At 70.6% G+C, this 22,567-nt stretch carries 20 protein-coding genes and 1 tRNA gene; 12 read left to right on the top strand and 9 right to left on the bottom strand.

All coding sequences use genetic code 11. The features are described from left to right. The first annotated feature begins 279 nt into the window (after positions 1 to 279). Together AF1_RS16870 and AF1_RS16865 are read left to right on the top strand one after the other, a co-directional pair. Entirely contained in the window at positions 280 to 885 is a 606-nt protein-coding gene (locus AF1_RS16870; protein ID WP_242608563.1) for an RNA polymerase sigma factor, read from the top strand. Next, positions 882 to 1,523: a hypothetical protein gene (locus AF1_RS16865; RefSeq protein WP_067799527.1), complete on the top strand. Its 642-nt coding sequence runs from the start codon at positions 882 to 884 to the stop codon at positions 1,521 to 1,523. Before AF1_RS16870 ends, AF1_RS16865 begins: the two co-directional genes overlap by 4 nt. Positions 1,524 to 1,526: 3 nt before the next feature. Here the strand turns inward: AF1_RS16865 and AF1_RS16860 are convergent, their stop codons facing one another. Next, complete coding sequence (locus AF1_RS16860; protein ID WP_067799525.1) at positions 1,527 to 2,327, bottom strand: transporter substrate-binding domain-containing protein; 801 nt, start codon at positions 2,325 to 2,327, stop codon at positions 1,527 to 1,529. 262 nt (positions 2,328 to 2,589) lie between these two features. Here AF1_RS16860 and AF1_RS16855 point away from each other — a divergent pair, with 262 nt between their 5' ends. Together AF1_RS16855 and AF1_RS16850 are read left to right on the top strand one after the other, a co-directional pair. Beyond that, positions 2,590 to 3,162, top strand: coding sequence for an NADPH-dependent FMN reductase (locus AF1_RS16855; RefSeq protein ID WP_067799522.1), 573 nt, complete (start codon positions 2,590 to 2,592; stop codon positions 3,160 to 3,162). Between the two features lies 1 nt (position 3,163). Next, positions 3,164 to 4,630, top strand: a complete 1,467-nt coding sequence (locus AF1_RS16850) for a DHA2 family efflux MFS transporter permease subunit (protein ID WP_067799519.1) — start codon at positions 3,164 to 3,166, stop codon at positions 4,628 to 4,630. A gap of 90 nt (positions 4,631 to 4,720) precedes the next feature. Here AF1_RS16850 and AF1_RS16845 read toward each other — a convergent pair whose 3' ends face one another. Continuing rightward, positions 4,721 to 5,527: an SDR family NAD(P)-dependent oxidoreductase gene (locus AF1_RS16845; protein ID WP_067799516.1), complete on the bottom strand. Its 807-nt coding sequence runs from the start codon at positions 5,525 to 5,527 to the stop codon at positions 4,721 to 4,723. A gap of 463 nt (positions 5,528 to 5,990) precedes the next feature. On the opposite strand from AF1_RS16845, the gene AF1_RS16840 reads away from it, so the two are divergent. Beyond that, positions 5,991 to 7,181 (top strand): site-2 protease family protein, encoded by a 1,191-nt coding sequence (locus tag AF1_RS16840; RefSeq protein WP_067799514.1) that lies wholly within the window; start codon positions 5,991 to 5,993, stop codon positions 7,179 to 7,181. Positions 7,182 to 7,223: 42 nt separating this feature from the next. On the opposite strand, the gene AF1_RS16835 is transcribed toward AF1_RS16840, so the two are convergent. The 7 genes from AF1_RS16835 to AF1_RS16805 form a co-directional block, all read right to left on the bottom strand. Further along, complete coding sequence (locus AF1_RS16835) at positions 7,224 to 8,027, bottom strand: ABC transporter permease (protein WP_067799511.1); 804 nt, start codon at positions 8,025 to 8,027, stop codon at positions 7,224 to 7,226. Next, complete coding sequence (locus tag AF1_RS16830; RefSeq protein ID WP_067799508.1) at positions 8,024 to 8,998, bottom strand: ATP-binding cassette domain-containing protein; 975 nt, start codon at positions 8,996 to 8,998, stop codon at positions 8,024 to 8,026. Before AF1_RS16830 ends, AF1_RS16835 begins: the two co-directional genes overlap by 4 nt. A 28-nt stretch (positions 8,999 to 9,026) precedes the next feature. Beyond that, on the bottom strand, positions 9,027 to 9,872 hold the full coding sequence (locus AF1_RS16825; RefSeq protein ID WP_067799505.1) for a DUF4097 family beta strand repeat-containing protein: 846 nt from the start codon (positions 9,870 to 9,872) through the stop codon (positions 9,027 to 9,029). A gap of 80 nt (positions 9,873 to 9,952) precedes the next feature. Further along, entirely contained in the window at positions 9,953 to 10,471 is a 519-nt protein-coding gene (locus tag AF1_RS16820) for a toxin-antitoxin system HicB family antitoxin (protein ID WP_067799502.1), read from the bottom strand. Positions 10,472 to 11,181: 710 nt separating this feature from the next. Next, positions 11,182 to 11,442 carry a hypothetical protein gene (locus AF1_RS16815; RefSeq protein ID WP_131732292.1) on the bottom strand — a complete coding sequence of 87 codons (261 nt, stop codon included), beginning with the start codon at positions 11,440 to 11,442 and terminating at the stop codon, positions 11,182 to 11,184. Positions 11,443 to 11,783: 341 nt separating this feature from the next. Beyond that, on the bottom strand, positions 11,784 to 12,518 hold the full coding sequence (locus AF1_RS16810) for a class I SAM-dependent methyltransferase (RefSeq protein WP_084263017.1): 735 nt from the start codon (positions 12,516 to 12,518) through the stop codon (positions 11,784 to 11,786). A gap of 610 nt (positions 12,519 to 13,128) precedes the next feature. Continuing rightward, a tRNA-Leu gene (locus AF1_RS16805) sits at positions 13,129 to 13,211 on the bottom strand. 128 nt (positions 13,212 to 13,339) lie between these two features. Between AF1_RS16805 and AF1_RS16800 the strand changes: the two genes are divergently transcribed. From AF1_RS16800 to pknB, 7 genes are read left to right on the top strand one after another with little or no spacing between them, the layout of a single operon-like run. Beyond that, positions 13,340 to 14,095, top strand: coding sequence for an FhaA domain-containing protein (locus tag AF1_RS16800; RefSeq protein ID WP_067799493.1), 756 nt, complete (start codon positions 13,340 to 13,342; stop codon positions 14,093 to 14,095). Between the two features lie 11 nt (positions 14,096 to 14,106). Beyond that, positions 14,107 to 14,604, top strand: a complete 498-nt coding sequence (locus AF1_RS16795) for an FHA domain-containing protein FhaB/FipA (RefSeq protein ID WP_067799490.1) — start codon at positions 14,107 to 14,109, stop codon at positions 14,602 to 14,604. Further along, a complete protein-coding gene (locus AF1_RS16790) occupies positions 14,601 to 16,175 on the top strand; it encodes a Stp1/IreP family PP2C-type Ser/Thr phosphatase (protein WP_067799487.1) in 1,575 nt (524 codons plus the stop codon). The genes AF1_RS16795 and AF1_RS16790 overlap by 4 nt, the downstream gene beginning before the upstream one ends. Then, positions 16,176 to 17,762, top strand: coding sequence for an FtsW/RodA/SpoVE family cell cycle protein (locus tag AF1_RS16785; RefSeq protein ID WP_067799484.1), 1,587 nt, complete (start codon positions 16,176 to 16,178; stop codon positions 17,760 to 17,762). Between the two features lie 16 nt (positions 17,763 to 17,778). Continuing rightward, positions 17,779 to 19,254 carry a peptidoglycan D,D-transpeptidase FtsI family protein gene (locus AF1_RS16780; RefSeq protein WP_242609052.1) on the top strand — a complete coding sequence of 492 codons (1,476 nt, stop codon included), beginning with the start codon at positions 17,779 to 17,781 and terminating at the stop codon, positions 19,252 to 19,254. Next, on the top strand, positions 19,251 to 20,609 hold the full coding sequence (locus tag AF1_RS16775) for a serine/threonine-protein kinase (protein WP_067799466.1): 1,359 nt from the start codon (positions 19,251 to 19,253) through the stop codon (positions 20,607 to 20,609). The genes AF1_RS16780 and AF1_RS16775 overlap by 4 nt, the downstream gene beginning before the upstream one ends. Before the next feature lie 22 nt (positions 20,610 to 20,631). Next, positions 20,632 to 22,437: a Stk1 family PASTA domain-containing Ser/Thr kinase gene (gene pknB / locus AF1_RS16770; RefSeq protein ID WP_067799462.1), complete on the top strand. Its 1,806-nt coding sequence runs from the start codon at positions 20,632 to 20,634 to the stop codon at positions 22,435 to 22,437. Positions 22,438 to 22,567: the final 130 nt, after the last annotated feature.

Below are 22,567 nucleotides of genomic sequence, written 5' to 3'. Positions count from 1 at the left end.
CGCCACCCGGACACGTCGACGAAGACGGGCGCCGCTTCGGTTTCAGTTAACGGTTTCGTCTCGGTTGGGGGCTCCGTCAACGGCGTCGTCAACGGATCAGCGACCGGAGGAATGCCGGTGACGAGAAGTTCGTCCCGGTCGTACGGGGTATTGCCGATCATGTTCGTCCAGTACTGGTGGCGGGGCGGGGGGACGTCCCGGCGGCGCGGGCGTCAACTCCTCAGCGCGAACCCACATGTAGGTGTCACACCATTGCGGGAATGCCTGCACAATGGCGCGGTGGACGAGGACGAACTCGGCCGTGCGCTCCGGGCGGCGCAGGACGGCGACGAGGAGTCCTTCCGCATGCTCTACCGCGACGTCCAGCCCCGCCTGATCCGTTTCGCGGGCGCGCTCGTCGGCGCGGACGCCGAGGACGTGACGTCGGAGGCGTGGCTGCAGATCGCCCGCGACCTGCGCTCGTTCCGCGGCGACCTCGACGGCTTCCGCGGCTGGACCGCGACGATCACCCGGCACCGGGCCCTGGACCATCTGCGCCGCAAGTCCCGCCGCCCCGGCTCCGACCTGCCCGTCGAGGAACTCGTCACGATGGCCGCCGACGGCGACACCGAACTCGCCGCCCTGGACGGCATCGCCACCGAGGAGGCACTGCGGCTGATCTCCGAGCTCCCCCGCGACCAGGCCGAGGCGGTACTGCTGCGCGTCGTCGTCGGCCTGGACGCCAAGTCGGCGGGCAAGGTCCTCGGCAAACGCTCGGGGGCCGTCCGCACCGCCGCCTACCGCGGGCTGCGCCGCCTCGCCGACCGGCTGGCCGAGACCGGGACGGCCCGGCCGCTGGTCCGGGGTGACAAAAGCAGCGGTCCAGGCGCTGAAGGGGTGACATGAGCGACGACACCGAGGCCGGACGGCTCGACCAGCACACCGCCGAGCGGCTGCTCGACGGCGCCGGCGGGCACGCCCCGCTTCACGCGCTGCTCACGACCGCCACCGCGCCCGGCCGTCCGGAGGAACTCGGCGGCGAGGACGCGGCCGTCGCCGCCTTCCTGGCCGCGTCCGCGCCCGCCGCGCGCAAGTCCCGGCTCACCGGCCTGCGCCGCTTCCTGACCGCCAAGGTCATCGCGCTGGTGGGCGGCTCGATCCTGCTGACCGGCGGTGTCGCCTACGGGACCGGGCACTTCCCCGGTCAGGCCCCGGAGCCGTCCCCGTCCTCAAGGCATCACGAGCACCACCACGGCGGCGGCAACGACAACACGCCGGCGACGCGGTACTCGCCGTCACCGACGCACAGGCCGTCGTCCTCGCCGTCGGCGTCGCCCACGACGAGCCGGCAGCACGACAAGGCGAACGCGTCGGGCCAGCCGAAGAAGAGCCCGAACCCGCACAGCACCAGCACGCCCCCGCGCGGGTCCGACAACGACAACGGCAACCCGCCGGCCACCGGCCCCGGCAAGGGCAAGAACGAGACCACCCGGCCGACCGCGAAGCCGACCCAGCCCAACAACATCCGCCGCAAGCCCCAATAGGGGTCAGAGGCAGCCTTCGAACTCGGGAACCTCCACATCCGAGAGGTCGAGGCCGGACGTGCCGAACCACTTGCGCATGAGCTTCGCCATCGTCCCGTCCTGGTACATCTGGGTGATGGCCCGGTTGAGGGCTTCGCATCCGTCGAGGTCGCCCCTGCGGACCGCGATGCCCGTCCGCCGCTCGCCGAACCGGGCGCGCAGCAGCCGGAACCCGTCGCCCCTTCCGGTCTCCAACCCGGCCAGAATCGTGTCGTTCGTCGTGATCGCGTCGATCCGGCCGTCCCCGAGCATCGTCATGCACTCGTCGTAGGACCTCGCCGCGACCGGCACCGCCGGCACCTGCCGCTCCACGGTCACCGCCTCGGCCGCGCCGGCCCCGGTCACGGCGCAGATCCTGCGTCCCTTGAGGTCGTGCACCCCGTGCACGTCCCTCATCCGGTTCCGGACGAGGATGTCCTGGTACGACAGGAGGTACGGGCCCGCGAACGTGAGGCGCTGCTTCCACTCGGGCTCCACCCAGAACGTCAGGACCATGTCGACGTCCCCGTGCCGGAGGAGCCGCTCACGGTCCCGCGCCAGCACCGGGGCGAACCGGACCTTCTTCCCCATCCGGCCGGCCAGGTAGCGGGACACGTCCACGTCCAGGCCCTCGAACGTCCCGTCCGGGCGCCTGAACCCGATGCCCGGCAGGTCCGGCCGGACGCCCGCGACCAGCGTCTCCTTGCCAAGGATGGAGGCCCCTTCGCCGCCGCACCCGCTCAGCAGGGCGCCCGCCACCATCCCGGTCACGACCAGCCGCCACATCCCCGAACCTCCAGCCCAGAGCGCGCCCCCGATCCCACCGACCGGGGGCACTCACGACCAACGTCGCAGTCGGTGATCATCCTCTCCACCCCCATGGCCGCCTCCGGCCGAGCCGAGCCCGCCGCGCCGGCATGACGCCGGGACCCGCCACGGTCGGTGGACAACAGGTAGGGCACCCCAGTCATCTGACAGATGAGGCGTCCTCGGTGGTCTCCGTAGCTTCGATCACGCCAACGAGCTGCACATACGCGAGGAGAGACCAATGACCGAGGCACCGCTGCGCATGGCGGTCATCATCGGGAGCACCCGTGAGGGACGGTTCGGGCCGACCGTGGCGGACTGGTTCATCGGGCAGGCCCGGCAGCGCGACGACCTGATCATCGATGTCGTGGACGTGGCGGAGGAGCCGCCCCCGGCGGTGCTGGGCGCGAAGACGTCCGAGAAGTTCGCGAGCGTGACCGACAAGCTGGGCGAGGCGGACGCCTACACCGTCGTGACCTGCGAATACAACCACAGCTTCCCCGGCACGCTGAAGAACCTGATCGACACCTGCTTCTATGAGTGGCGCGCGAAGCCGGTCGCGTTCGTGTCGTACGGCGGGGTGGCGGGCGGGCTGCGGTCCGTCGAACATCTGCGGGGCGTCTTCGCCGAGTTGCACGCGGTCACGGTGCGCGACACCGTGAGCTTTCACCACCCGTGGAACTGGTTCGGAAACGACGGCCGGCCGAACGATCCCGAAGGCGCCGCCGCGGCGGTCAAGGGGATGCTCGACCAGCTCGCCTGGTGGGGGCACGCGCTGCGCCGCGCGCGGGCCGCGCGTCCGTACGGGGCATGAGATGACCGCCATGGCGGAGGCTCCGCCCCGGGTCAGGACGAGGCCGATGGCGGTCGCGCTCGTCCTCGCCCTCGGCTCGATCATGATCACGCTGGACACGACGGTCGTGAACGTGGCGATCACCCGGCTGTCGCGGGACTTCCACGCCCCGCTCGGCGCGATCCAGTGGGTGGCGACCGGCTACTCGCTGGCTCTCGGCGCGGTCATCCCGTCCAGCGCGTGGGCCGTCGGACGGTTCGGCGCGCGCCGGCTGTACCTCGGCGCCATCGCCGCGTTCGCGGCCGGGTCGATGCTCGCCGGGCTGGCGTGGAACATCGAGTCGCTGATCGTCTTCCGGGTCGTGCAGGGGTTCAGCGGCGGCCTGGTGATGCCGGTCGGCATGACGATCCTGCTGCGCGCCGCCGGTCCCGAGCGGCTCGGCCGGCTGATGAGCACGCTCGGCCTCGCGATCCTCGTCGGCCCGCTGGCCGGCCCGGTCCTCGGCGGCCGGCTGATCGACGAGGTGTCGTGGCGGTGGATGTTCTTCGTCAACCTGCCCGTGGCGGCGGCGGTCGTGGTGCTCGCCGCCCGGCTGTTCCCGCGCGACGCCCCCGAGGCGCGCACGCCGCTGGACGTGCCCGGCCTGCTGACACTGTCACCGGGCATCGCCGCGCTGCTCTACGGCGTCACGAAGGGCGGCGACCGCGGCGACTTCGGCTCGGCCGGGGTGCTCGTGCCGCTGGCGGCGGGCGCGGCACTGATCGCCGCGTTCGCCGTCCGGGCGGTGACGGCGCGGCATCCGCTGATCGACCCGCGCCAGTTCCGGGACCGGACGTTCGCCGCCGCCACCGGCACCCTGACCCTGTTCGCGTTCGGCTACTTCGGAACCATGCTGCTCCTCCCGCTGTATCTGCAGGTCGTCCGGGGGGAGAGCGCGACGATGGCGGGCGTGCTCGGCATCCCGTTCGCGCTCGGCTCCGGGACGGCGATGCAGGTCGCGGGCCGGCTCATCGACCGGGTTCCGCCCGGACGGCTCGTCCCGGTGTCGATCGCGACCGCGCTGACCGGGTTCTCCCTGTTCACCGTCCAGCTCGGCGCGGACACGCCGTACTGGGGGCTGTGCGCGGCGATGCTGCTGATGGGCGCGGGCGGCGGCGCGACGATGATGCCCGCGATGACGGCGGCGACGCGGGGACTGCCGCACGACCGGGCCCCGGCGGCGAGCACGACCGTCAACCTGATCAACACGACGGCGGGGGCGGTCGGGACGGCGATGGCGTCGGTGGTCCTGTCCACGCTGATGGCCGACCTGGTGCCGGCCGGGGAGGGCGGCGCGCTCCAGGCCGTCCACCGGCTGGGCCCGCAGGCCCACCGGGCGATCGCCGGGCCGCTGGCGGACGCGTTCCAGCACACCTACATGTTCGCGGTCGGGCTGCTGGCCCTGGCGCTCGTCCCGGCACTGTTCCTGCCGCGCCGTCCCACCGGATGACGCGCGAGCCCCGGCCGCTCCCGACCGCGGCCCCGGCGGCACGCCCGCCGGGGCCGCGGTCACCGGCCGCCGAGCAGCGGTGCGCCTGCCTCAGATCTCCTTGAGGAAACCGGAGTCCACCGCGAAGTCGGCCCCGGTCGTGCTCGCCGACCGCGGCGAGGCCAGCAGGACGACCACGTCCGCGACCTCCTGCGGCACGGCGAGACGGCCGGTGGTCAGGCTCATCATCTGCGCGGCGCCGCCGTCCAGCACCGCGTCGCGGTCCGCCCCGGTGGCCCCGGCGATGATGTCGGCGGCGCCGCCCTCGTCCGTCCACCACGGTGTGCGGACCGGCCCCGGCGAGACCGAATTGACCCGGACGCCCTGCGGCGCGTACTCCTCCGACAGCCCCTTGGTCAGGTTGTTCAGCGCCGCCTTCGCCGCGTTGTAGTCGAAGTTCATCGGCCCGGGACGCCGCCCGTTGCCCGACGAGACGTTCACGATCGACGCCGCGTCGCTCTCCAGCAGATGCGGGATCGCCGCCCGCACCGCCCGGACCACCGCGAACAGGTTGAACTCGAACATGTCGCGCCAGTCGTCGTCCGTCGGGGTCAGGAACCCGAACCGCGGCAGGCTCGCCCCGGGCGGCGGGCCGCCCGCGTTGTTGACCAGCACGTCGAGCCGGCCGAACACCTCCACCGCCCGCCGCACGGCCATCGCCGGGGCGTCCGGCTCCATCAGATCGGCCGGCACGTGCAGCAGGTTCGGACCGGCGAGCACCTCCAGTTCCGCGCCGGGTTCGCGCGACACCGCCACCACGCGGGCGTCCTCGTCCAGCAGCGTCCGCGTGACCGCCAGCCCGATCCCCTTCGACGCCCCGGTGACGACCGCGACACGTCCGGCAAGCCGCAGATCCATGGGTTCCCCTCTCAGCGAGCGAGCACGTCCGGTCGGACGTGCGCCCCCTGAACCCCGCCCGCGTCCGGACGGTTGCGCGGTCAGCCGACCTGGACGGAGCCGACGAGGGTGTTCACGTCGGGCCACAGCCGCCTGTAGCTCTCGGAGATGGCGAACCACAGGAACGATGGGCGCGGACTGCATCGACCAGCGAGAACGCCCGGACTGACGTCCGGGCTCCGGGCAGGGAAGCGATTCCTCCCGGCCGTGAACGACCGGGATTCCTCACTGGAAGCCCGTTGAAATCTGAGATACGGCCGGGCCCTCGTCGGACGTCGGACGGACGATCGGCGTTCCCGGCTCCGGCCTGGGCCGGCTCCCGCAGGCCCCGATCCGGCGGGACCGCATAGACGCCCGGCCAGCGGGTAGCTCACAGGCGGTTTGACCTGCGAAGGCGGGGAGTCATGGCGGACGAGGGAGACCGATGAAGGAGTCGATCCGGCTCGGCCATATCGCCGGTATCAGGGTCGGCATCAACTTCAGCGTGATCGTGATCGTCGCGATCCTGATCTTCGGGCTGTCGTTCGGCAGGTTCCCGGAGGTACTGCCGGGCCTCGCCACCTGGGCCTATCTGGTGGCGGGGACGGTGAGCGCGATCCTGCTGCTGGTGTCGCTGCTGGTCCACGAGCTGGCGCACGCGGTCGTCGCGCGCCGCAACGGCATCGAGGTCTCGGGCATCACGCTGTGGCTGCTCGGCGGCGTCGCCGAGCTTCGCGGTGAGCCGCGCTCGGCGGGCGCCGACCTGCGCATCGCCGCCGTCGGACCGCTCGCCAGCCTGGCCGTGGGCGCGGTCTTCGCCGCCGCGGCCGTGGCGGCGCACGCCATCACCGGCCCCGGCCTCGGCGTGGAGACCCTCGCCTACCTGGCCGGCATCAACGGGCTCCTCGCGGTGTTCAACCTGGTCCCCGCGGCACCGCTGGACGGCGGCCGGGTCCTGCGCGCGTTCCTGTGGTGGCGCCGCGGCGACCGGACCGCCGCCGCCATCACCGCCGCCCGCGCGGGCCGCGCCTTCGGCCTGATCCTCATCGCTCTCGGTTTCATCCAGTTCGTCGTCGGCGCCGGATTCGGCGGCCTGTGGCTGATCCTGATCGGCCTCTTCGTCGTCGGCGCCGCCAGCGCGGAGGAGCAGCAGACGCGCGTCAACGCCGCCCTGCACGGCATACGCGTCGGCGAGGTCATGACACCCGACCCCGTCGTCGCGAACGCGAATCAAACGGTGCAGAACCTCATCGACGAAGTCGTCCTCACCCACCGCTTCTCCACGTATCCGCTGATCACGGACGGCCGGCTGGCGGGCCTGGTGACGCTGAACCGTATCCGCGCCACCCCGCCCGACCAGCGTTCGACGCTGCACCTGTTCGACATCGCCTGCCCGCCCGAGCAGATCCCGACCGCTCACCCGGACGATCCGCTGACCGACCTGCTGCCCCGCATGGCCGACTGCACCGACGGCCGCGCCGTCGTGCTGGGCGCCGGCGGACAGGTCGTGGGTCTGGTCAGCCCGAGCGACATCAGCCGGACGATGCAGACCAGCGACCTCCGCGGCAGCCACCCGTACCCACCCCCACGCGGCGCCGACCTGATGGTCCCCCACGAGAAACACCACCGCACCTAGGCCACTCCTGGAGGGGGCCGGCCCCCTCCAGGACGTCGATGGTCAGCTACTGACCGCCTTCTTGTAGAGACGGGTCGCCAGCGGGACGAACACCACCAGGATGACGGCGATCCAGAGGAGTGATGCCGGGATGGCGTGCTGGATGGGCCAGGCGTCCGAGGTCCTCATCACGGGGCTGGTGTTGCCGAACAGCTCGCGTGCGGCCTGGGTGAACGTCGAGACCGGGTTCCATTCCGCGACGACGCGCAGCGGGGTGGGCAGTTCGGAGCTGTCGAGGAAGGCGTTGGAGATGAACATCAGCGGGAAGGAGACCATGGTCGCGATGTTGTTGAAGCTCTCCGGGGTGCGCAGGGCCAGCGCGACGGTCGCGGTGAACCAGGAGAACGCGTAGGCGAACAGCAGCAGCAGACCGAAGCCGAGGACGGCCTCGTAGGGCGAGGTGTGCACGCGCCAGCCGACGATCAGCCCCATCGCCGCCATGACGACCAGGCCGGCGAGGTTCATCAGCAGGTCGCTGACGGTCTGGCCGATCAGTACCGCGGACGGGGCCATGGGCAGCGAGCGGAACCGGTCGAAGATGCCCTTCTGCAGGTCCAGGGTCAGCGTGTAGCCGGTGATCTGCGCGCTCATGATCACGGCCTGGACGAAGATGCCGGGGAGCAGGAACTCCCGGTACGACATCCCCGGGACGTCGATGACGCTGCCGAAGACGTAGGCGAACATCAGCACGAACACGATCGGGAACATGATCGCGGCACCGAGCAGGTCCGGTGACCGCCTGATCTTCAGGGTGTTGCGCCTGGCGATGGTCCAGCCGTCGGCGACGGGCATGGTGAGCGCGTTCATCGGGCGGCCTCCTGGACCTGCTCTTCGGCGCCGGGCGCCTGGCGTCCGGTCAGGGTGAGGTAGACGTCGTCGAGGGTCGGCCGCCGCAGCCCGGCGTCCCGCACCCGGACGCCCTCGTCGGCCAGCCGGCCGAGGACCTCGCGGAGCGCCTCCGGCCCGCCGGTGACCGGGACGGTGATCCGCAGCGACTCCGGCACGGTCCGCATGGCGCCGACGGCGACCCAGGCGAGCGTCCGCCGGGCGGTCTCCAGTTCGGCGGCGCCGGTCACGGTCAGCTCGATGCGGTTGCCGCCGACCTGGTCCTTGAGTTCGTCGGCGGTGCCGCGGGCGATGGCGCGGCCGTGGTCGACCACCATGATCTGGTCGGCAAGCCGGTCGGCCTCCTCCATGTACTGGGTGGTCAGCAGCAGTGTGCTGCCGCCCGCGACGAGTTCGGAGATGGTGTCCCACAGCGCGGCGCGGGCGCGGGGGTCCAGACCTGTGGTGGGTTCGTCCAGGAACAGCACCGGCGGGTCGGCGACCAGGGCACCGGCGAGGTCGATGCGGCGGCGCATACCGCCGGAGTAGCCCTTCACCGGACGGTCCGCGGCGCCGGTGAGGTCGAAGCGTTCGAGCAGCTCGCGAGCGCGGGCCTTGCTGCGCTTGACGCCCAGGTGGTACAGCCGTCCGACCATCTCCAGGTTCTCGGCGCCGGTGAGGTGCTCGTCGACGGCGGCGTACTGGCCGGACAGCCCGATGTACGAGCGCAGCCGCCGGGCGTCACGGGTGACGTCGCATCCGGCGACGGTGGCGCGGCCGCCGTCCGGTGGGAGCAGCGTGGTCAGCACCCGCACCGCCGTGGTTTTTCCGGCCCCGTTCGGGCCGAGCAGGGCGAGCACCGTCCCCTGCGGGACGGAGAAGCTCAGCCCGTCCAGGGCCGTCACCTCGCCGTATCTCTTGACCAGTCCTTCAGCCGTGATCGCGTCACTCATGAGGGGCTCCCTTGCTGGTGTTCGGGGATCAGGACCGGTGGATGTCGATGTCGCCCCAGTTGGTGTGCGCGTGCACCTCCACGACCGTGTCGGTGTCCTCGGGGCCTTCTGCGGAGGTGAGGGCGTTGCGTACGACGCCGTGCTTGGAGTGGACGTCCAGCCAGGCGGCCGTGCCCTCGGGGATGCCGATGTCGACCTTGCCGTGGCCGCCCTCTATGCGGACGGTGCCGCTCACCGCCGAACCGATCCGGATCCTGCCGTGCGCGGTCCTGGCGGTGATGTCGGCCGGCACGCGGTCGATGGTGATGTCACCGATGCCGGTCTTCACCTGCAGATCGCCGGTCACCTCGCCGATCGTGACGGCACCGGTGGAGTTCTTCACCGTGCCGGGGCCGTCGATGGCGCCGATCCGGATCGCCCCGGTGGAGGCGGTCACCTCGGCTGCCCCGGCCACCAGGTCCACGGAGATGTCGCCGACGGACGCCTTGGCCTCCAGCGGACCGGTCTTCTCCAGGCGGACGTCGCCGTTCAGGCTGCGCAGGACGGTCTCGCCGAGCGTGCCGGTGGCGATGAAGTCCGCGGCGACCTTGGCCTCGACGCGGGACCCGGCCGGCAAGCCGACGGTCACGTCGATGGAGCCGCGCCAGGAGCGCAGGTGCGCGAGCCCCTTGGGCTTGGGGCCCTTGACCAGCAGCCGGCCGCCCGAGAACTGCACGATCGTCTGTTCGGCGGCCTGCACGCTCGCGTCGGCGGACGGGTCGCTCGGCCGCACCTCCACGACGGTGTCGGCGCGGTCGCCGGCGTTGACCCTCACCTGGCCGACATAGACGTCGATGTCCAAGGTGATCGGTTCGGGGGTGTCGAAAGCAGGCATGGCGGAGCCCTCCTCATGGGTCCGGTGGCACATCCCGGCCTCGGGGCCGGGCGAAGGAGTGGTGGAGAGTGGCGGTGCTGTCAGCGCACCCAGCCGGTGTAGTCGCGCCCGCTCTGGGACTGCTGCGGCCGGTCGGCGGCGCGGCTCCCGGCACCGGGCTCGAACGCGGCGGAGATGGCGCGGACCAGCCAGGCGTTGACCGAGATCCCCTGCCGGCCGGCCGCCTCCTCCACGCGCAGCTTGAGGTGCTCGGGAAGCCGCAGGGTCATCCGCGCGGTGCCGCCCTCCTCGGCGGCCGGCGGCGGAGTCCCGGGCGCGGTCTCCGCCCTGCCGCCGCCGGGGCCTTCCGAGGACGGCTCCGGCGGCGTCACCACGAACGCCGGGTCGCCGCCGCGCAGCCGCACGTCGACCGACCCCGGCGCGAGATCACGGGTGATCTCGTCCGCCGCCGCCGACAACGCCTCCAGCAAGGTGAGCCTGGCGGCCGATTCCAGAGCGCCGGTGAGACGCTCGGCCAGCGCACGAGCGTCCGGCCCCCCCGCCTCGGCCGCGACCGCAAGCTCACGGCGAAGGTTCTCCACGTACGGCATCAGGTCCATGCCCCAACTATGACGTCACAGTGACGTCAGGTCAAGCACCATAATGACGTCACAAGACATTACTCTGACACCAGACAGCCGACGCACCCCCACTGGCAAGCCCCACACAAGCCGCTAAGCTGCAGGAAGTTGGAAACACAGCGGTGCCCAGACATGCCGTCCCACCAAAGTGAGCGCAGCGAGCGCCCGGGGGCGTGGGGGCGAAGCCCCCACATCGGGGGTCTGGGGGGCGCCCCCCCAGGCAAACACGACGAAGGAGTGGCAGCCCGCGCTCTCCGCGGGCACACCACTCCCAACTCCGAGTGGGCTACCGACGAAACTCCCTGACCAGCGGCAACGTGAGGTCCCGCTCCGCGGGATTCCACGCTACGCAAGATCATCTTTCACCTCTCTCGGGTCTGGTGAGAGGCACACGCGGGCTGACTCGGATCTTGTGGGCCTTGCCGGGTCTGCAGCCCTGCTGACCCAGTCGGTACAGCCGTCCGTCCCCGGGGTCATCCACGGCTCCGCCCCTGAACCGCTCCCGCCTGTCGCCGCCCCTTACCGCGATGACCGAGCCAGTTCCTGCATCACCCGTCGGAAGGTCCCGCACCTCAGCCCGTCCAGCCGGTTCTGCCGCTGCGCGACCTGATAGGGATATCCGAACCGCCACCACGCGGCCTCGCATGCCTCCACCTCCTGGCCATCGGCACCGCAGGCACGCACGATCGTCAACACGACAGCCCGGCGAGCTGTCCGCTCCCCCGCAGCACCGCGCTGACATTGGACGGCCTCAGACGCCGGCTCTCGTCCTGGCGCACCACCGCACGCTGCGAAAGGCCACGGCTAGCCAACAGATCGCGAAGTGCCTGCAGCATCGAGAGGTAGCTGTCCAGATCCCACGGCGGTCCGTCGTTCGCCTGGCATGTCCGGCCGGCCCGCCGCACCACGTCCGCCTGTTGCCAGAGCTCCCTGGTCTCGGTGACGTCCACGCCGAGCACCTAGGCCATGGCCACGATCAAATGCAGCGACGGCACCTGACGCCCCAACAGCGCCCGCGAGATCCTGGACCGGTCGCGCCGGAGCCGGAGCGCGACCTGAGTGTGACTCACCCCTGCGCGCTCATCCGCCGCCGCAACGGCACGATCAGCGTCAGCAGCACCTCCTGCTGACGCGCCTCCCTCATGTCCTCGCGCACGTCCATGTCGACCTCCCTTGAGACGGAGGACGACCTCCCGGAGCCATAAAACACACGTCTGGCTACTCACTGTAATCGAGGGTGCTCGTCGGACGCCAGGTGACCATGGCGCCTGGATCGTGCCGGTAGGTGTGTTCAGGGGGTGGCTGGTTTGCGGGCGGTGAGCAGGCGTGTCGGGACCCACGGACTGCCCCACCACGCGCGCCAGCCGAGGCCGCGCACGCGGATGTCCTGGGCGTTCAGCCGGGCCAGCACCGCAGCGTATTCGCGGGGGGTCCGCGCCAGGTCGGCGATCAGCAGGCGGCCGCCCGGCCGCAGCACCCGGTACGCCTCGGCGATCGCTTGGGCGCGGGCTTCCGCGCCGAAGATGGTGTGCACCGTCAGGCTGGACACGACCAGGTCGAAGCTTGCCTCCGCGTACGGGAGTCTGCGCAGGTCACCCCCTTGCACGTGGACGCGGTCGGCGACGCCTTCGGCGCGGGCGTTGCGCAGGGTCGCCGCCGGGGTGTTGCCGGACTGGTCCCGTCCGCGCCACAGGTCCACGCCGACCGCCCGGCCCTGCGGGAGGTGCCGGGCGGCGGCCAACAGGACGGCGCCGCGTCCGCAGCCGAGGTCGAGCAGCCGTTCGTCGCCACGCAGGTCCAGCTCGTCCAGCACGTCCCGCCAGACCAGGAACTTGCCGCGCAGCGTGGCGTGCAGGCTCAGGGCCAGGCATCCCGCCAGCAGGGTGCCGGAGACCAGCGCGGGCAGCGCGGCGGCCAGATCGGCGGTGACCGCCATCACCAGCCCGGTCACCCAGAACCCCAGCACGACCAGGCCCACGAAGCCGAACCCGTAGGGCGCATCCATCCCGTACCGCGCTCCAGGCATCCCGCCACTCTGCCACGAATCGGCCGCTCGGAGGCCGGCTACGACGCACTGGTCCACCGCCGACCAGCTCGCCGCCGAGTACCCGACACCGTGGTGACGCCGACCCGGTCTTCATCCGCGACGGCGACGTGTGGACGGGCGCCGGGCCGAGCGCGTGCCTGGACCTGGCACTCGCGCTGGTCGCCGACGACCACGGGCAGGACGTCGCGCTGCGCGCGGCACGGCAGCTGGTGATCTACCTGAAACGGCCCGGCGGGCAGAGCCAGTTCAACGTTTCGCTCGACCCGGTCTCCACAGTCATGGGACAAGCCGTAGTCCGCAACCGCGCCAGCGACGGCGTTCTCATCAAGGACTTCACCGAACCCGGTGGACTCCACCTGGACACCCACCGGGCACATCACCCCGCCCGCAGCCTGAGCCGCCGGCGCTCACGACGCCGGCGCACCACCACAAACCGGACCCGAGGGCCGGGACGCTCTGCTGCGCGTCTACCTCTTCGGCCCCTACGGTCGCAGAAGACTTGCCTCCGTAACGACAAAGACCCCGGAGCTTGCCTGCTCCGGGGTCGTTCCGTCACTGTGGGGCTACGACTTTCGTCTGTACCCCCGAGTGGGCGAGGAGGGATTTGAACCCTCACATCCTTTCGGACACACGGACCTGAACCGTGCGCGTCTGCCGTTCCGCCACCCGCCCAAGGGTGCCGACCCGTTTCCGGGTGCCTGAAAAGGCTAGCACGGTCGTGGCGGTGGTTAGGTATCCAGATACTTCGAGCGAACCTTCACACCGATACGATCGTCTACCAGTGGGGAAGGGAGGTGCCCGTGGGCGTCATTCAGCGCTTCGAGCGACGGCTTGAGGGCATGGTCGAAGGTGCCTTCGCCCGTGCCTTCAAGTCGGAGCTGCAGCCGGTCGAGGTGGCCAGTGCTGTGCAGCGCGAGATGGACGATAGAGCGGCGATCGTGGCGCAGGGCCGCACGCTTGTTCCGAACGACTTCGTCGTGGAGATCTCTCAGCAGGACGGGCAGCGGCTTCAGGTGTACGCCGACAGCCTGAGCCAGGAGCTGGCGAATCTGGCGCGCGAGTACGCGAAGGAGCAGGGGTACTCCTTCGTGGGGCCGGTGCGTGTCCGGTTCGAGAACGCGGGGGATCTCGCCACGGGCATGTTCCGCATCCGGTCGGGGGTGATCCGGGGCTCGACGGTGGAGGGCGGGGAGATCCGCCGGCCGGTGAGCGACGTTCCGCAGGGCGGCCGGGGCAGTGTCTTCGGGGGGCATCCGCGGCTGCTGGTGACGACGGCCGTGGAGGGCTCGGACACGACTCAGCGCACCTACGAGATCAATACCCCTGTGACTCTGCTGGGTCGCGGCACGGACTGCGACCTGCGCCTCGTCGATCCGGGCGTGTCCCGGCACCATGCCGAGATCCGCGTAGAAGGTCCCGAAATCGCTCTCGTGGATCTAGGGTCGACCAACGGCTCGTTCGTGAACGGGCAGCCTATCCGGCGGGTCACGCTGGTGGACGGCTCCCGGGTCACGATGGGCCGGACAACCCTTGTGTTCCGCCGCGATAGGGAGTAACCCCGACTCCGATGTCCCCATTCACCCTCACGCTGATCAAGCTGGCGTTCCTCGCGGTGCTGTGGCTGTTCGTCATCGCGGCCGTCGGTGTGATCAGGGCCGACCTGTTCGGCTCGAAGGCCGCGACGAAGGCGGCCGCGCGCCCGTCCCAACCCCGACCCCCCAAGGCGTCCCGGCAGCCGAAGCCGCCGCGACCGCAGCGCAGCGCCCAGCACGGCGCCCCGACGAAGCTGGTGGTCGTCCAGGGCGAACGGGCCGGCACCGTCATAGACCTCACCGGGGTGCCCATCACCATCGGCCGGGCGAATGACGCCACACTGGTCGTGACCGACGACTACGCTTCGAGCCGGCATGCCCGAATTTTCGCGCAGGACGGTCAGTGGATCGTGGAAGATCTCGGCTCGACCAATGGGACGTATCTCGGACGCACGAAGGTGAGCCGGCCGATGCCGGTCCCGCCGGGTGTTCCGGTCCGTATCGGCAAGACCGTGATCGAGCTGCGCAAATGACTCTGGGAATCCGCTACGCCGCGCGCTCCGATGTCGGCATGCTGCGCGAGGGCAACGAGGACTCGGCGTACGCGGGCGCGCACCTGCTCGCGGTGGCCGATGGCATGGGCGGGCACGTCGGCGGTGAGATCGCGAGCGCCGCGGCGATCGAGGCGCTGCGGGCGCTCGACAAGGACCTGCCCGCGACGGAACTGCTGGCCGCCCTGGAGCACACGGTCAAGGCGGCGAACGACAACCTGCACCGCATCGTGGAGTCGGATCCGGCCTTGCAGGGCATGGGGACGACGCTGACGGCGATGCTGTGGGCGGGCAACCAGGTCGCGCTGGTCCACATCGGGGACTCCCGCGCCTATCTGCTGCGTGACGGCAGCCTGTTCCAGATCACGCACGACCACACGCTCGTCCAGTCGCTGGTGGACGAGGGCCGTATCAGCCCGGACGAGGCGGCGTCGCATCCGCAGCGTTCGCTGCTGCTGCGGGCGCTGGACGGCCGGGGCGAGGTCGATCCGGACCTGTCGCTGCGGGAGGCGAAGGTCGGCGACCGGTATCTGCTGTGCTCGGACGGCCTGTCGGGGGTCGTCACGGCGGAGACGATCTTCCAGGTGCTGACGGACGTGGACGATCCGGAGCAGGCCGTCCGGCAGCTGATCGACCTGGCGAACCGGGGCGGCGGCCCGGACAACATCACCTGCGTGATCGCGGACGTGGTGGATCTGGAGCGGCAGCCGCCGACGGGCGGTCCGGGCCACGCGGTGGGCGCGGCGGCGAACGCGGCGCCGCCGGAACCGCCGGGCGGCGGGCCGGGCGCGAACACGACGGTGGCCGACACCCCGGCCGGGCGGGCGGCGCAGTTGCGGGACACGCGTCCGCAGCCGCCGGTCGCGGTGGACGAGATGCCGCCCCCGCCGGCGCCCGCGCCGATGGCGGACCCGAGGGGCGGCCCGCCGGCGCCGGGCACGGTCCAGCAGGCGCCGATGGCGCGGCCGAGGCGCGGCGGCCGCCGCTGGACGTGGCTGATCGTCGTCGCCGGGGTGGTCGTCGTCGGTGTCGTGGCGGGCGGTTTCGTGCTGGTGCAGAACGTCCGGAACGGCTACTACATCGGCGCGGAGAAGGGGGACGTCGTCCTGTACCGGGGGACGCCGCAGCAGGTGCCGCTCCTGAACCTGTCCCGTAAGGCCGATGCCAAGAACCTCCAGCCGCTCAAGGTCGAGGACCTGCCGAAGGACTTGCAGCAGCAGGTCAAGGACACCTACACGGTGAGCGGTCCGGGCGCATGGGACGACCTGGTGAACCGCGTCTGCCGGTACTCCCTCGTCGACCAGTCGGGCAAGGTCGGGATCGTGCGGGGCCGCAGCCAGCAGAGCTGCCGGGAGACCGGCATCCAGACCAGCGATGTCCCGGTCGCCGAGCTGCCCACCTCGGATGCGACGAAGATCAAGAAAGGTGAGTTGACGGCCATCGGACGGGACGCGGCGACCGGCCGGCTCCAGGAGCTGAAGACCCGGCGCGAGCAGTGCAAGAGCCGTAACTCCGGCATCCCGGACTGTCCCTCCAACGCGGGGAGTTCGTAGATGCAGTCGTTCGGGGAGCAGATCCGGGCGCACCTGCCGTACCAGCGGCGCAACGCGGCCTCACTGGCACTGCTGGTCTTCGCGATGGTGCTGACCCTGTCGGCGTTCGCGGAGGTCGGGCTGGCCCGTGACGGCAACATCCCCGGTGGGTTGTTCATCTACGGTGGCGGCCTGGTGGTGCTGGCGTTCATCGCCTACTTCGTCCAGACGAAGTTCACCCCGTACGCCGATCCGCTGCTGCTGCCGCTGGCGGTGGCGCTGAACGGCCTCGGCCTCGCGATAATCTACCGGCTGGACCTCGACACGAGCGCCGACCGCAAGGCCACCGCGGCGGCGGGCAAGAAGCTGCTCGAGGACGCCGCGGACGCGCCGGGCCAGCTGATATGGACGTTCGTCGGCATCACGCTGTTCGTCGGCGCCGTGCTGATCATGCGGGACACCGACAAGCCGGACGCGCCGCTGTCGTTCACCCCGAAGACGGCGCAGCGGTACACGTACCTGATCGGCCTCAGCGCGGTCGTCCTGCTGGTACTCCCGATCGTTCCGGGCATCGGCGCGGAGATCAACGGCGCCCGGGTGTGGATTAACGTCGGCGGGTTCTCGGTGCAGCCGGGCGAGTTCGCGAAGCTGCTGCTGGTCGTGTTCTTCGCCGGCTACCTGGTGAACAAGCGGCAGGCGATGTCGCTGATCGGCAAGAAGGTCGGCCCGATCAGCCTGCCGCGTGGCCGCGACCTCGGCCCGATCATGGTGATCTGGTTCTTCTGCCTGGGCGTGCTGTTCCTGCAGAAGGACCTCGGTACCGCGCTGCTGTTCTTCGGCCTGTTCGTGTCGATGCTGTACATCGCGACGCAGCGCGTCTCGTGGGTGCTGATCGGTGTGGGGCTGCTGGCGGTGGGCGTGTTCATCGCGACGCTGCTGCCGTTCATGGGCCACGTGAACCAGCGCATCGACATCTGGCAGAACCCGAAGCCGTACTTCGACGGCGGCTGCCTGCTGAAGAGCGGCGAGGTCGTCCCCGTCAACCCCGACACCGACATCTACAAGAAGTACAAGAAGCCGGACGTGATCTCGCCCGGGTACACCGCCTGCCAGGCGCTGGGCGGCGAGTACTCCGACAGCGCGCAGCTGATGAAGGGGCTGTTCGCGCTCGGCCAGGGCGGTGTGCTCGGCACCGGCCTCGGCCAGGGCGAGCCGTGGCGGACACCGCTGTCGTTCAGCGACTTCATCTTCGACTCGCTGGGCGAGGAGCTCGGGCTGACCGGGCTGATGGTGATCCTGCTGATCTACGCGTTGATCGTGCAACGCGGGATGAAGACCGCGGTCGCGGCCCGCGACCCGTTCCTGAAGCTGTTCGCGGGCGGTGTGTCGTTCGTGCTGGCGCTCCAGGTCTTCGTGATCGTCGGCGGCGTCACCCGGCTCATTCCGCTCACCGGTCTGACCACGCCGTTCCTGTCGCAGGGCGGTTCGTCGCTGATGGCCAACTGGATCCTGATCGCGATTCTGGTGCGGATGAGCCATGACGCGCGCAAGCCTGCCCCGCAGGCGATCCAGGACGAGGGCATGACCCAGATCGTGAGCACGAGGTGAGTTCCCCCCTATGAACATGGACAAGCCGGTTCGGCGGGTGGCGATCTTCGCGCTGCTGCTGTTCTTCGGGCTGATGGCACAGGTCAACTACGTCCAGGGCAGCCAGGCGGAGAGCCTGCGGACCGACAAGCGCAACTCCCGGCAGTACGCGGACATCTTCAACCAGCCGCGGGGGCAGATCTCCGCCGGCGGCGAGGTCCTGGTGACGTCCCAGAAGAGCAAGGCGGACGACTCCAGGTACGGCCGGACCTACAAGGACGGGCCGATCTTCGCTCCGATCACGGGCTACTTCAACGGGAACGCCACCGGGATCGAGCGCGCCTACAACTCGCTGCTGGGCGGCAAGGACAAGCGCATCACGCAGCAGCGCTGGTTCGACACGTTCATCGGCAAGAAGGCGGACGGCGCGAACGTCGAGCTGACGATCGACCCGGACGCGCAGCGCACCGCGTACGCGCAGTTGAAGGCGAGGACGTCGCCGGGCCGCCGCGGCGGTGCCGTGGTCATCGACGTGAAGACGGGCGCGGTGAAGGTGGCGGCGTCGTGGCCGTCGTTCGACCCGAACGAGGTGGCGCCGCAGACCGGGGAGAAGGGCGCGAAGCGGCTGGAGCAGCTGGACGACGGCGAGGGCGTCATCAAGCCGCTGGTCGACAACGCGCTGAGCCAGACGTTCCCGCCGGGTTCGTCGTTCAAGACGGTGACGTCGGCGCTGGCGATGCAGAAGCTCGGTGCCAGCAGTTCGACGACCGTGAACACCGGGCAGCTGATCCTGCCGGAGTCGGGGCGTCCGCTGCCGAACTCGCACGACAGCGGCAGCTGCGGCGGGGCGGCTTCGCTGCGCGGCGCGTTCGCCGAGTCCTGCAACACCACGTTCGCGAAGATGGCGCTGGACATGGGCATCCAGGAGCTGCACGACGGGGCCGGGAAGTTCGGGTTCGGGCAGCACGTGAAGCTGGAGCCGGACTTGTTCACGGCCGAGAGCGACGTCCCGGTGGCCTACACCGACGCCAACGGCAAGAGCACCCCGACCGGCAGGGACGGCACGGCCCGGTCCGGCATCGGTCAGGAGAACGTGCGGGCGACGCCGCTGCAGATGGCGATGGTCGCGTCCGCGGTCGCCAACGGCGGCAAGATCATGAACCCGTATCTGGTGCAGAAGGTCCGGGCCAAGGACCAGAGCGAGCTGTACAGCGTCTCCCCGAAGGAGTTCGGGGAGCCGATCACCGGTGACCAGGCGTCGCAGCTGGAGGACATGATGCGCGCGGTGGTCACCGAGGGCACCGCGAAGAACCTGCAGGGGATGCGGATCGCCGGTAAGACCGGTACCGCCGAGCAGGGCCCGGGCAACCCCAACGCCCGCTGGTTCGTCGGGTTCGGCCCGGCGCAGAACCCCCGCTACGCGTTCGCCGTGATGACCGAGGGACCGGGCTCCGGCGCCGGCGACGCGGGCCCCGTGGCCGGGGCGATCATGGCGAAGGTCCTGCAGAAGTGAGTACGGGCCTCGTCCTGGGCGACCGGTACCGGCTGCTGGAGCGGCTGGCCATCGGTGGGATGGGCGAGGTCTGGCGCGCGTCGGACGCGGCGTCCGGGCGGCAGGTGGCGGTGAAGCTGCTGCGGCTGGAGTTCGGTTCGGACCTGCGGGCGCGGGACCGGTTCGAGTCGGAGGCGCGGTTCGCGGCGGAGCTGCGGCATCCGGGGATCGCGCGGGCGTTCGACTTCGGCGAGCAGGACGGCCGGACGTTCCTGGTGATGGAGCTGGTGGCGGGCGAGCCGCTCGAGGAGATCCTGACGCGCGACGGCGGGCTGCCGCTGGAAGCCGTCCTGGACCTGATGGTGCAGGTGGGGCGGGCACTGACGGTCGCGCACGAGGCCGGGATCGTGCACCGGGACGTCAAGCCGGCGAACCTGATGGTGTCCCCGGACGGCGCGGTGAAGATCACGGACTTCGGGATCGCCCGGCGGCTGGCGGCGGCATCGCAGACCCAGACCGGGATGGTCATGGGGACGGCGCACTACATCTCGCCGGAGCAGGCGCAGGGCAAGGAGCTGTCGCCGGCGGCGGACCTGTACTCGCTGGGCGTGGTGGCCTACGAGTGCCTGACGGGCGCACCGCCGTTCGATGGGGCGACACCGGTGGAGGTGGCGCTCAAGCACGTCCGGAACGCGCCCGCCGAGCTGCCGGCACGGGTGTCTCCGGCCGCCCGTGAACTGATCATGGAAATGCTGGCCAAGGAGCCGCTGGACCGCCCGGTGAACGCGGGGACGGTCGCGGCACGGGCGCTGGCGATCCGCGCGTCCCTCCGGGTGGGCCGTCCCGGCGAGTCACCCGACAGCGACACCATCATTACCCGATCGGGCGCTCTGTCCGAATTTGACGCTGGCCTGATGGCGGATAACCTCGCCCACGGGCCAGTGCAACGACGCACGAGACTGACGTATGCGTCGGTGGCGGCCGTCCTCGTGCTGATCTGCGTGATCGTCATCGGCTCACTGTGGAAAGGGCTGGCCTTCGCGGGATTCGGCAAGGACGAGCGGGATCCGCCCACCAGCCCGGCCACCACCCCGGCCGGGGGCCGCTTCGCGGACGACCCCGCGACCCGTTCCAGCGCCCCGCCCAGGAACCGGGTGCGGCCGGCTGTCACGCCACGGCACCGGACGCATAGGATCCGTCCGTCAACGCGGGCAACGTCCAAGACGTCTTCTTATAAGCCATCCACGAAATCGCCCAGGGCGACTGCCACCGCCCCAAAGCCCACGCCGATGGGGAGCACCACTGCCCCGTCAACTCCGAACCCGGACCCCTCGCCGACCGACAGCGGGGGGCTAGGTTCGGAGGACAAGGTGTAGACGTACGAGGGAAAGTGCACATATGAGTCAACCTCGGCTGCTCGGCGGCCGCTACGAGCTCGATACGGTGATCGGGCGAGGCGGCATGGCCGAGGTCTACCGTGCCCGAGACCTGCGCCTCGATCGCGTCGTGGCGGTCAAGACGCTGCGCTCCGACCTGGCCCGCGACCCCACGTTCCAGGCCCGGTTCCGGCGCGAGGCCCAGTCGGCGGCGTCACTGAACCATCCCTCGGTCATCGCCGTGTACGACACCGGCGAGGACATGATCGGCGACACCTCCATCCCGTACATCGTGATGGAGTACGTGGACGGGAGCACGCTGCGCGATCTGCTGCGGGAGAACCGCGCGCTGCTCCCCGAGAAGGCCCTGGAGATCACCGACGGGATCCTGTGCGCGCTGGACTACAGCCACCGCGGCGGGATCGTGCACCGCGACATCAAGCCGGCCAACGTGATGCTGACCAGGCAGCACGAGGTCAAGGTCATGGACTTCGGCATCGCCCGCGCCATGGCGGACTCGGCGGCCACGATGACGCAGACCGCCCAGGTGATCGGTACCGCGCAGTACCTGTCGCCGGAGCAGGCGCGCGGCGAGCGGGTGGACGCCCGCAGCGACATCTACTCGACGGGCTGCGTCCTGTACGAGCTGCTCACCGGCAAGCCGCCGTTCACCGGCGACTCCCCGGTGGCGATCGCCTACCAGCACGTCCGGGAGGAGCCGGTTCCGCCGTCGCAGGTGGACCCGCAGATCCCGCAGTGGGCGGACGCGATCGTGCTGAAGGCGATGGCGAAGGACGCCGACCACCGCTACCAGAACGCGACGGAGTTCCGGCAGGAGATCCAGCGCGTCTTGCAAGGGCAGCCGGTGGCGTCGACGGCGGCGTCCACGATGCTGATGGGCGCGCAGCCGCAGGGCACCCAGGTGATGGGCGCCTACCCCCACACGCAGATGCACCGGCCGCAGGACGACGGCTACGGGCTGCCACCCGTCCGCTATGACGACGACATGCCCGAACGCGGCGGCGGCAAGAAGGCCGCGCTGTGGGTGGGGCTCGCCGTGCTGTTCATCGGCGGCGCGGCCCTGATCGGCTTGCTGCTGAGCGGCGGCGGGGACAAGAAGGACCAGCAGGTCGCGATCCCGCAGAGCATCGTCAACGTGCCGCAGAGCGACGCGACGGCGCAGCTGACCAAGCTCGGTTTCCAGGTCGGCGAGCCGAAGACGGACTTCAGCGACGACATCCGCCGCGGTTACGTGATCGGCTCCGACCCGGAGCCGGGCACGAACGCGGCCAAGGGCGCGACGGTGACGCTGCTGGTCTCCAAGGGCAAGAAGCCGCCGACGGAGGTCGAGGTCCCGAGCGTGGCCGGCCAGCCGTACGCCACGGCCAAGAAGATCCTGGAGGCGCGCGGGTTCGAGGTCGAGCGGAGGGTGGAGTCGAGCGACACCGTCCCGCGGCTCAGCGTGATCAGCACGGACCCGGCGGGCGGCTCGAAGGTGCCGAAGGGCTCGACCGTGACCGTAGTGATCTCCAACGGCCCGTCGAACCTGAAGGTGCCCAACCTGTTCAACAACAGCCAGCGGGCCGCGTGCGGCAAGCTGGAGGCCCTCGGGCTGAAGTGCCATGTGGAAAAGGGCGCTCCGCCGCCGGACAAGCAGGTCGCGCCGGGCTTCGTCTACGACCAGCAGCCGGGCCCGGACGCCACCGTCGCCCCCGGTGACACGGTAACGATCTTCGTGGCCGACAAGCCGAAGGAAACCCCGACCGATCCAACCAACCCCCAGGACCCGACCATCCCCGGCTGGCCCCCCGGCAACGGCAACGGCTGACCCCGAACCCAAACGGCCCCGGTCTCCTCCAAGAGGACCGGGGCCGCAGCACGTCTCACTCCCCTCCAACGGCCAAGGGGAGGACGACCACACGCACCCACCCCAGCCGCCGCTCCAAGCCACGCGACAA

This window comes from Actinomadura formosensis NBRC 14204, from assembly GCF_001552155.1.
GTDB lineage: Bacteria > Actinomycetota > Actinomycetes > Streptosporangiales > Streptosporangiaceae > Spirillospora > Spirillospora formosensis.
The sequence above is the reverse complement of the archived record's forward strand: the minus strand, read 5'-3'. Positions and strand labels throughout refer to the sequence as shown.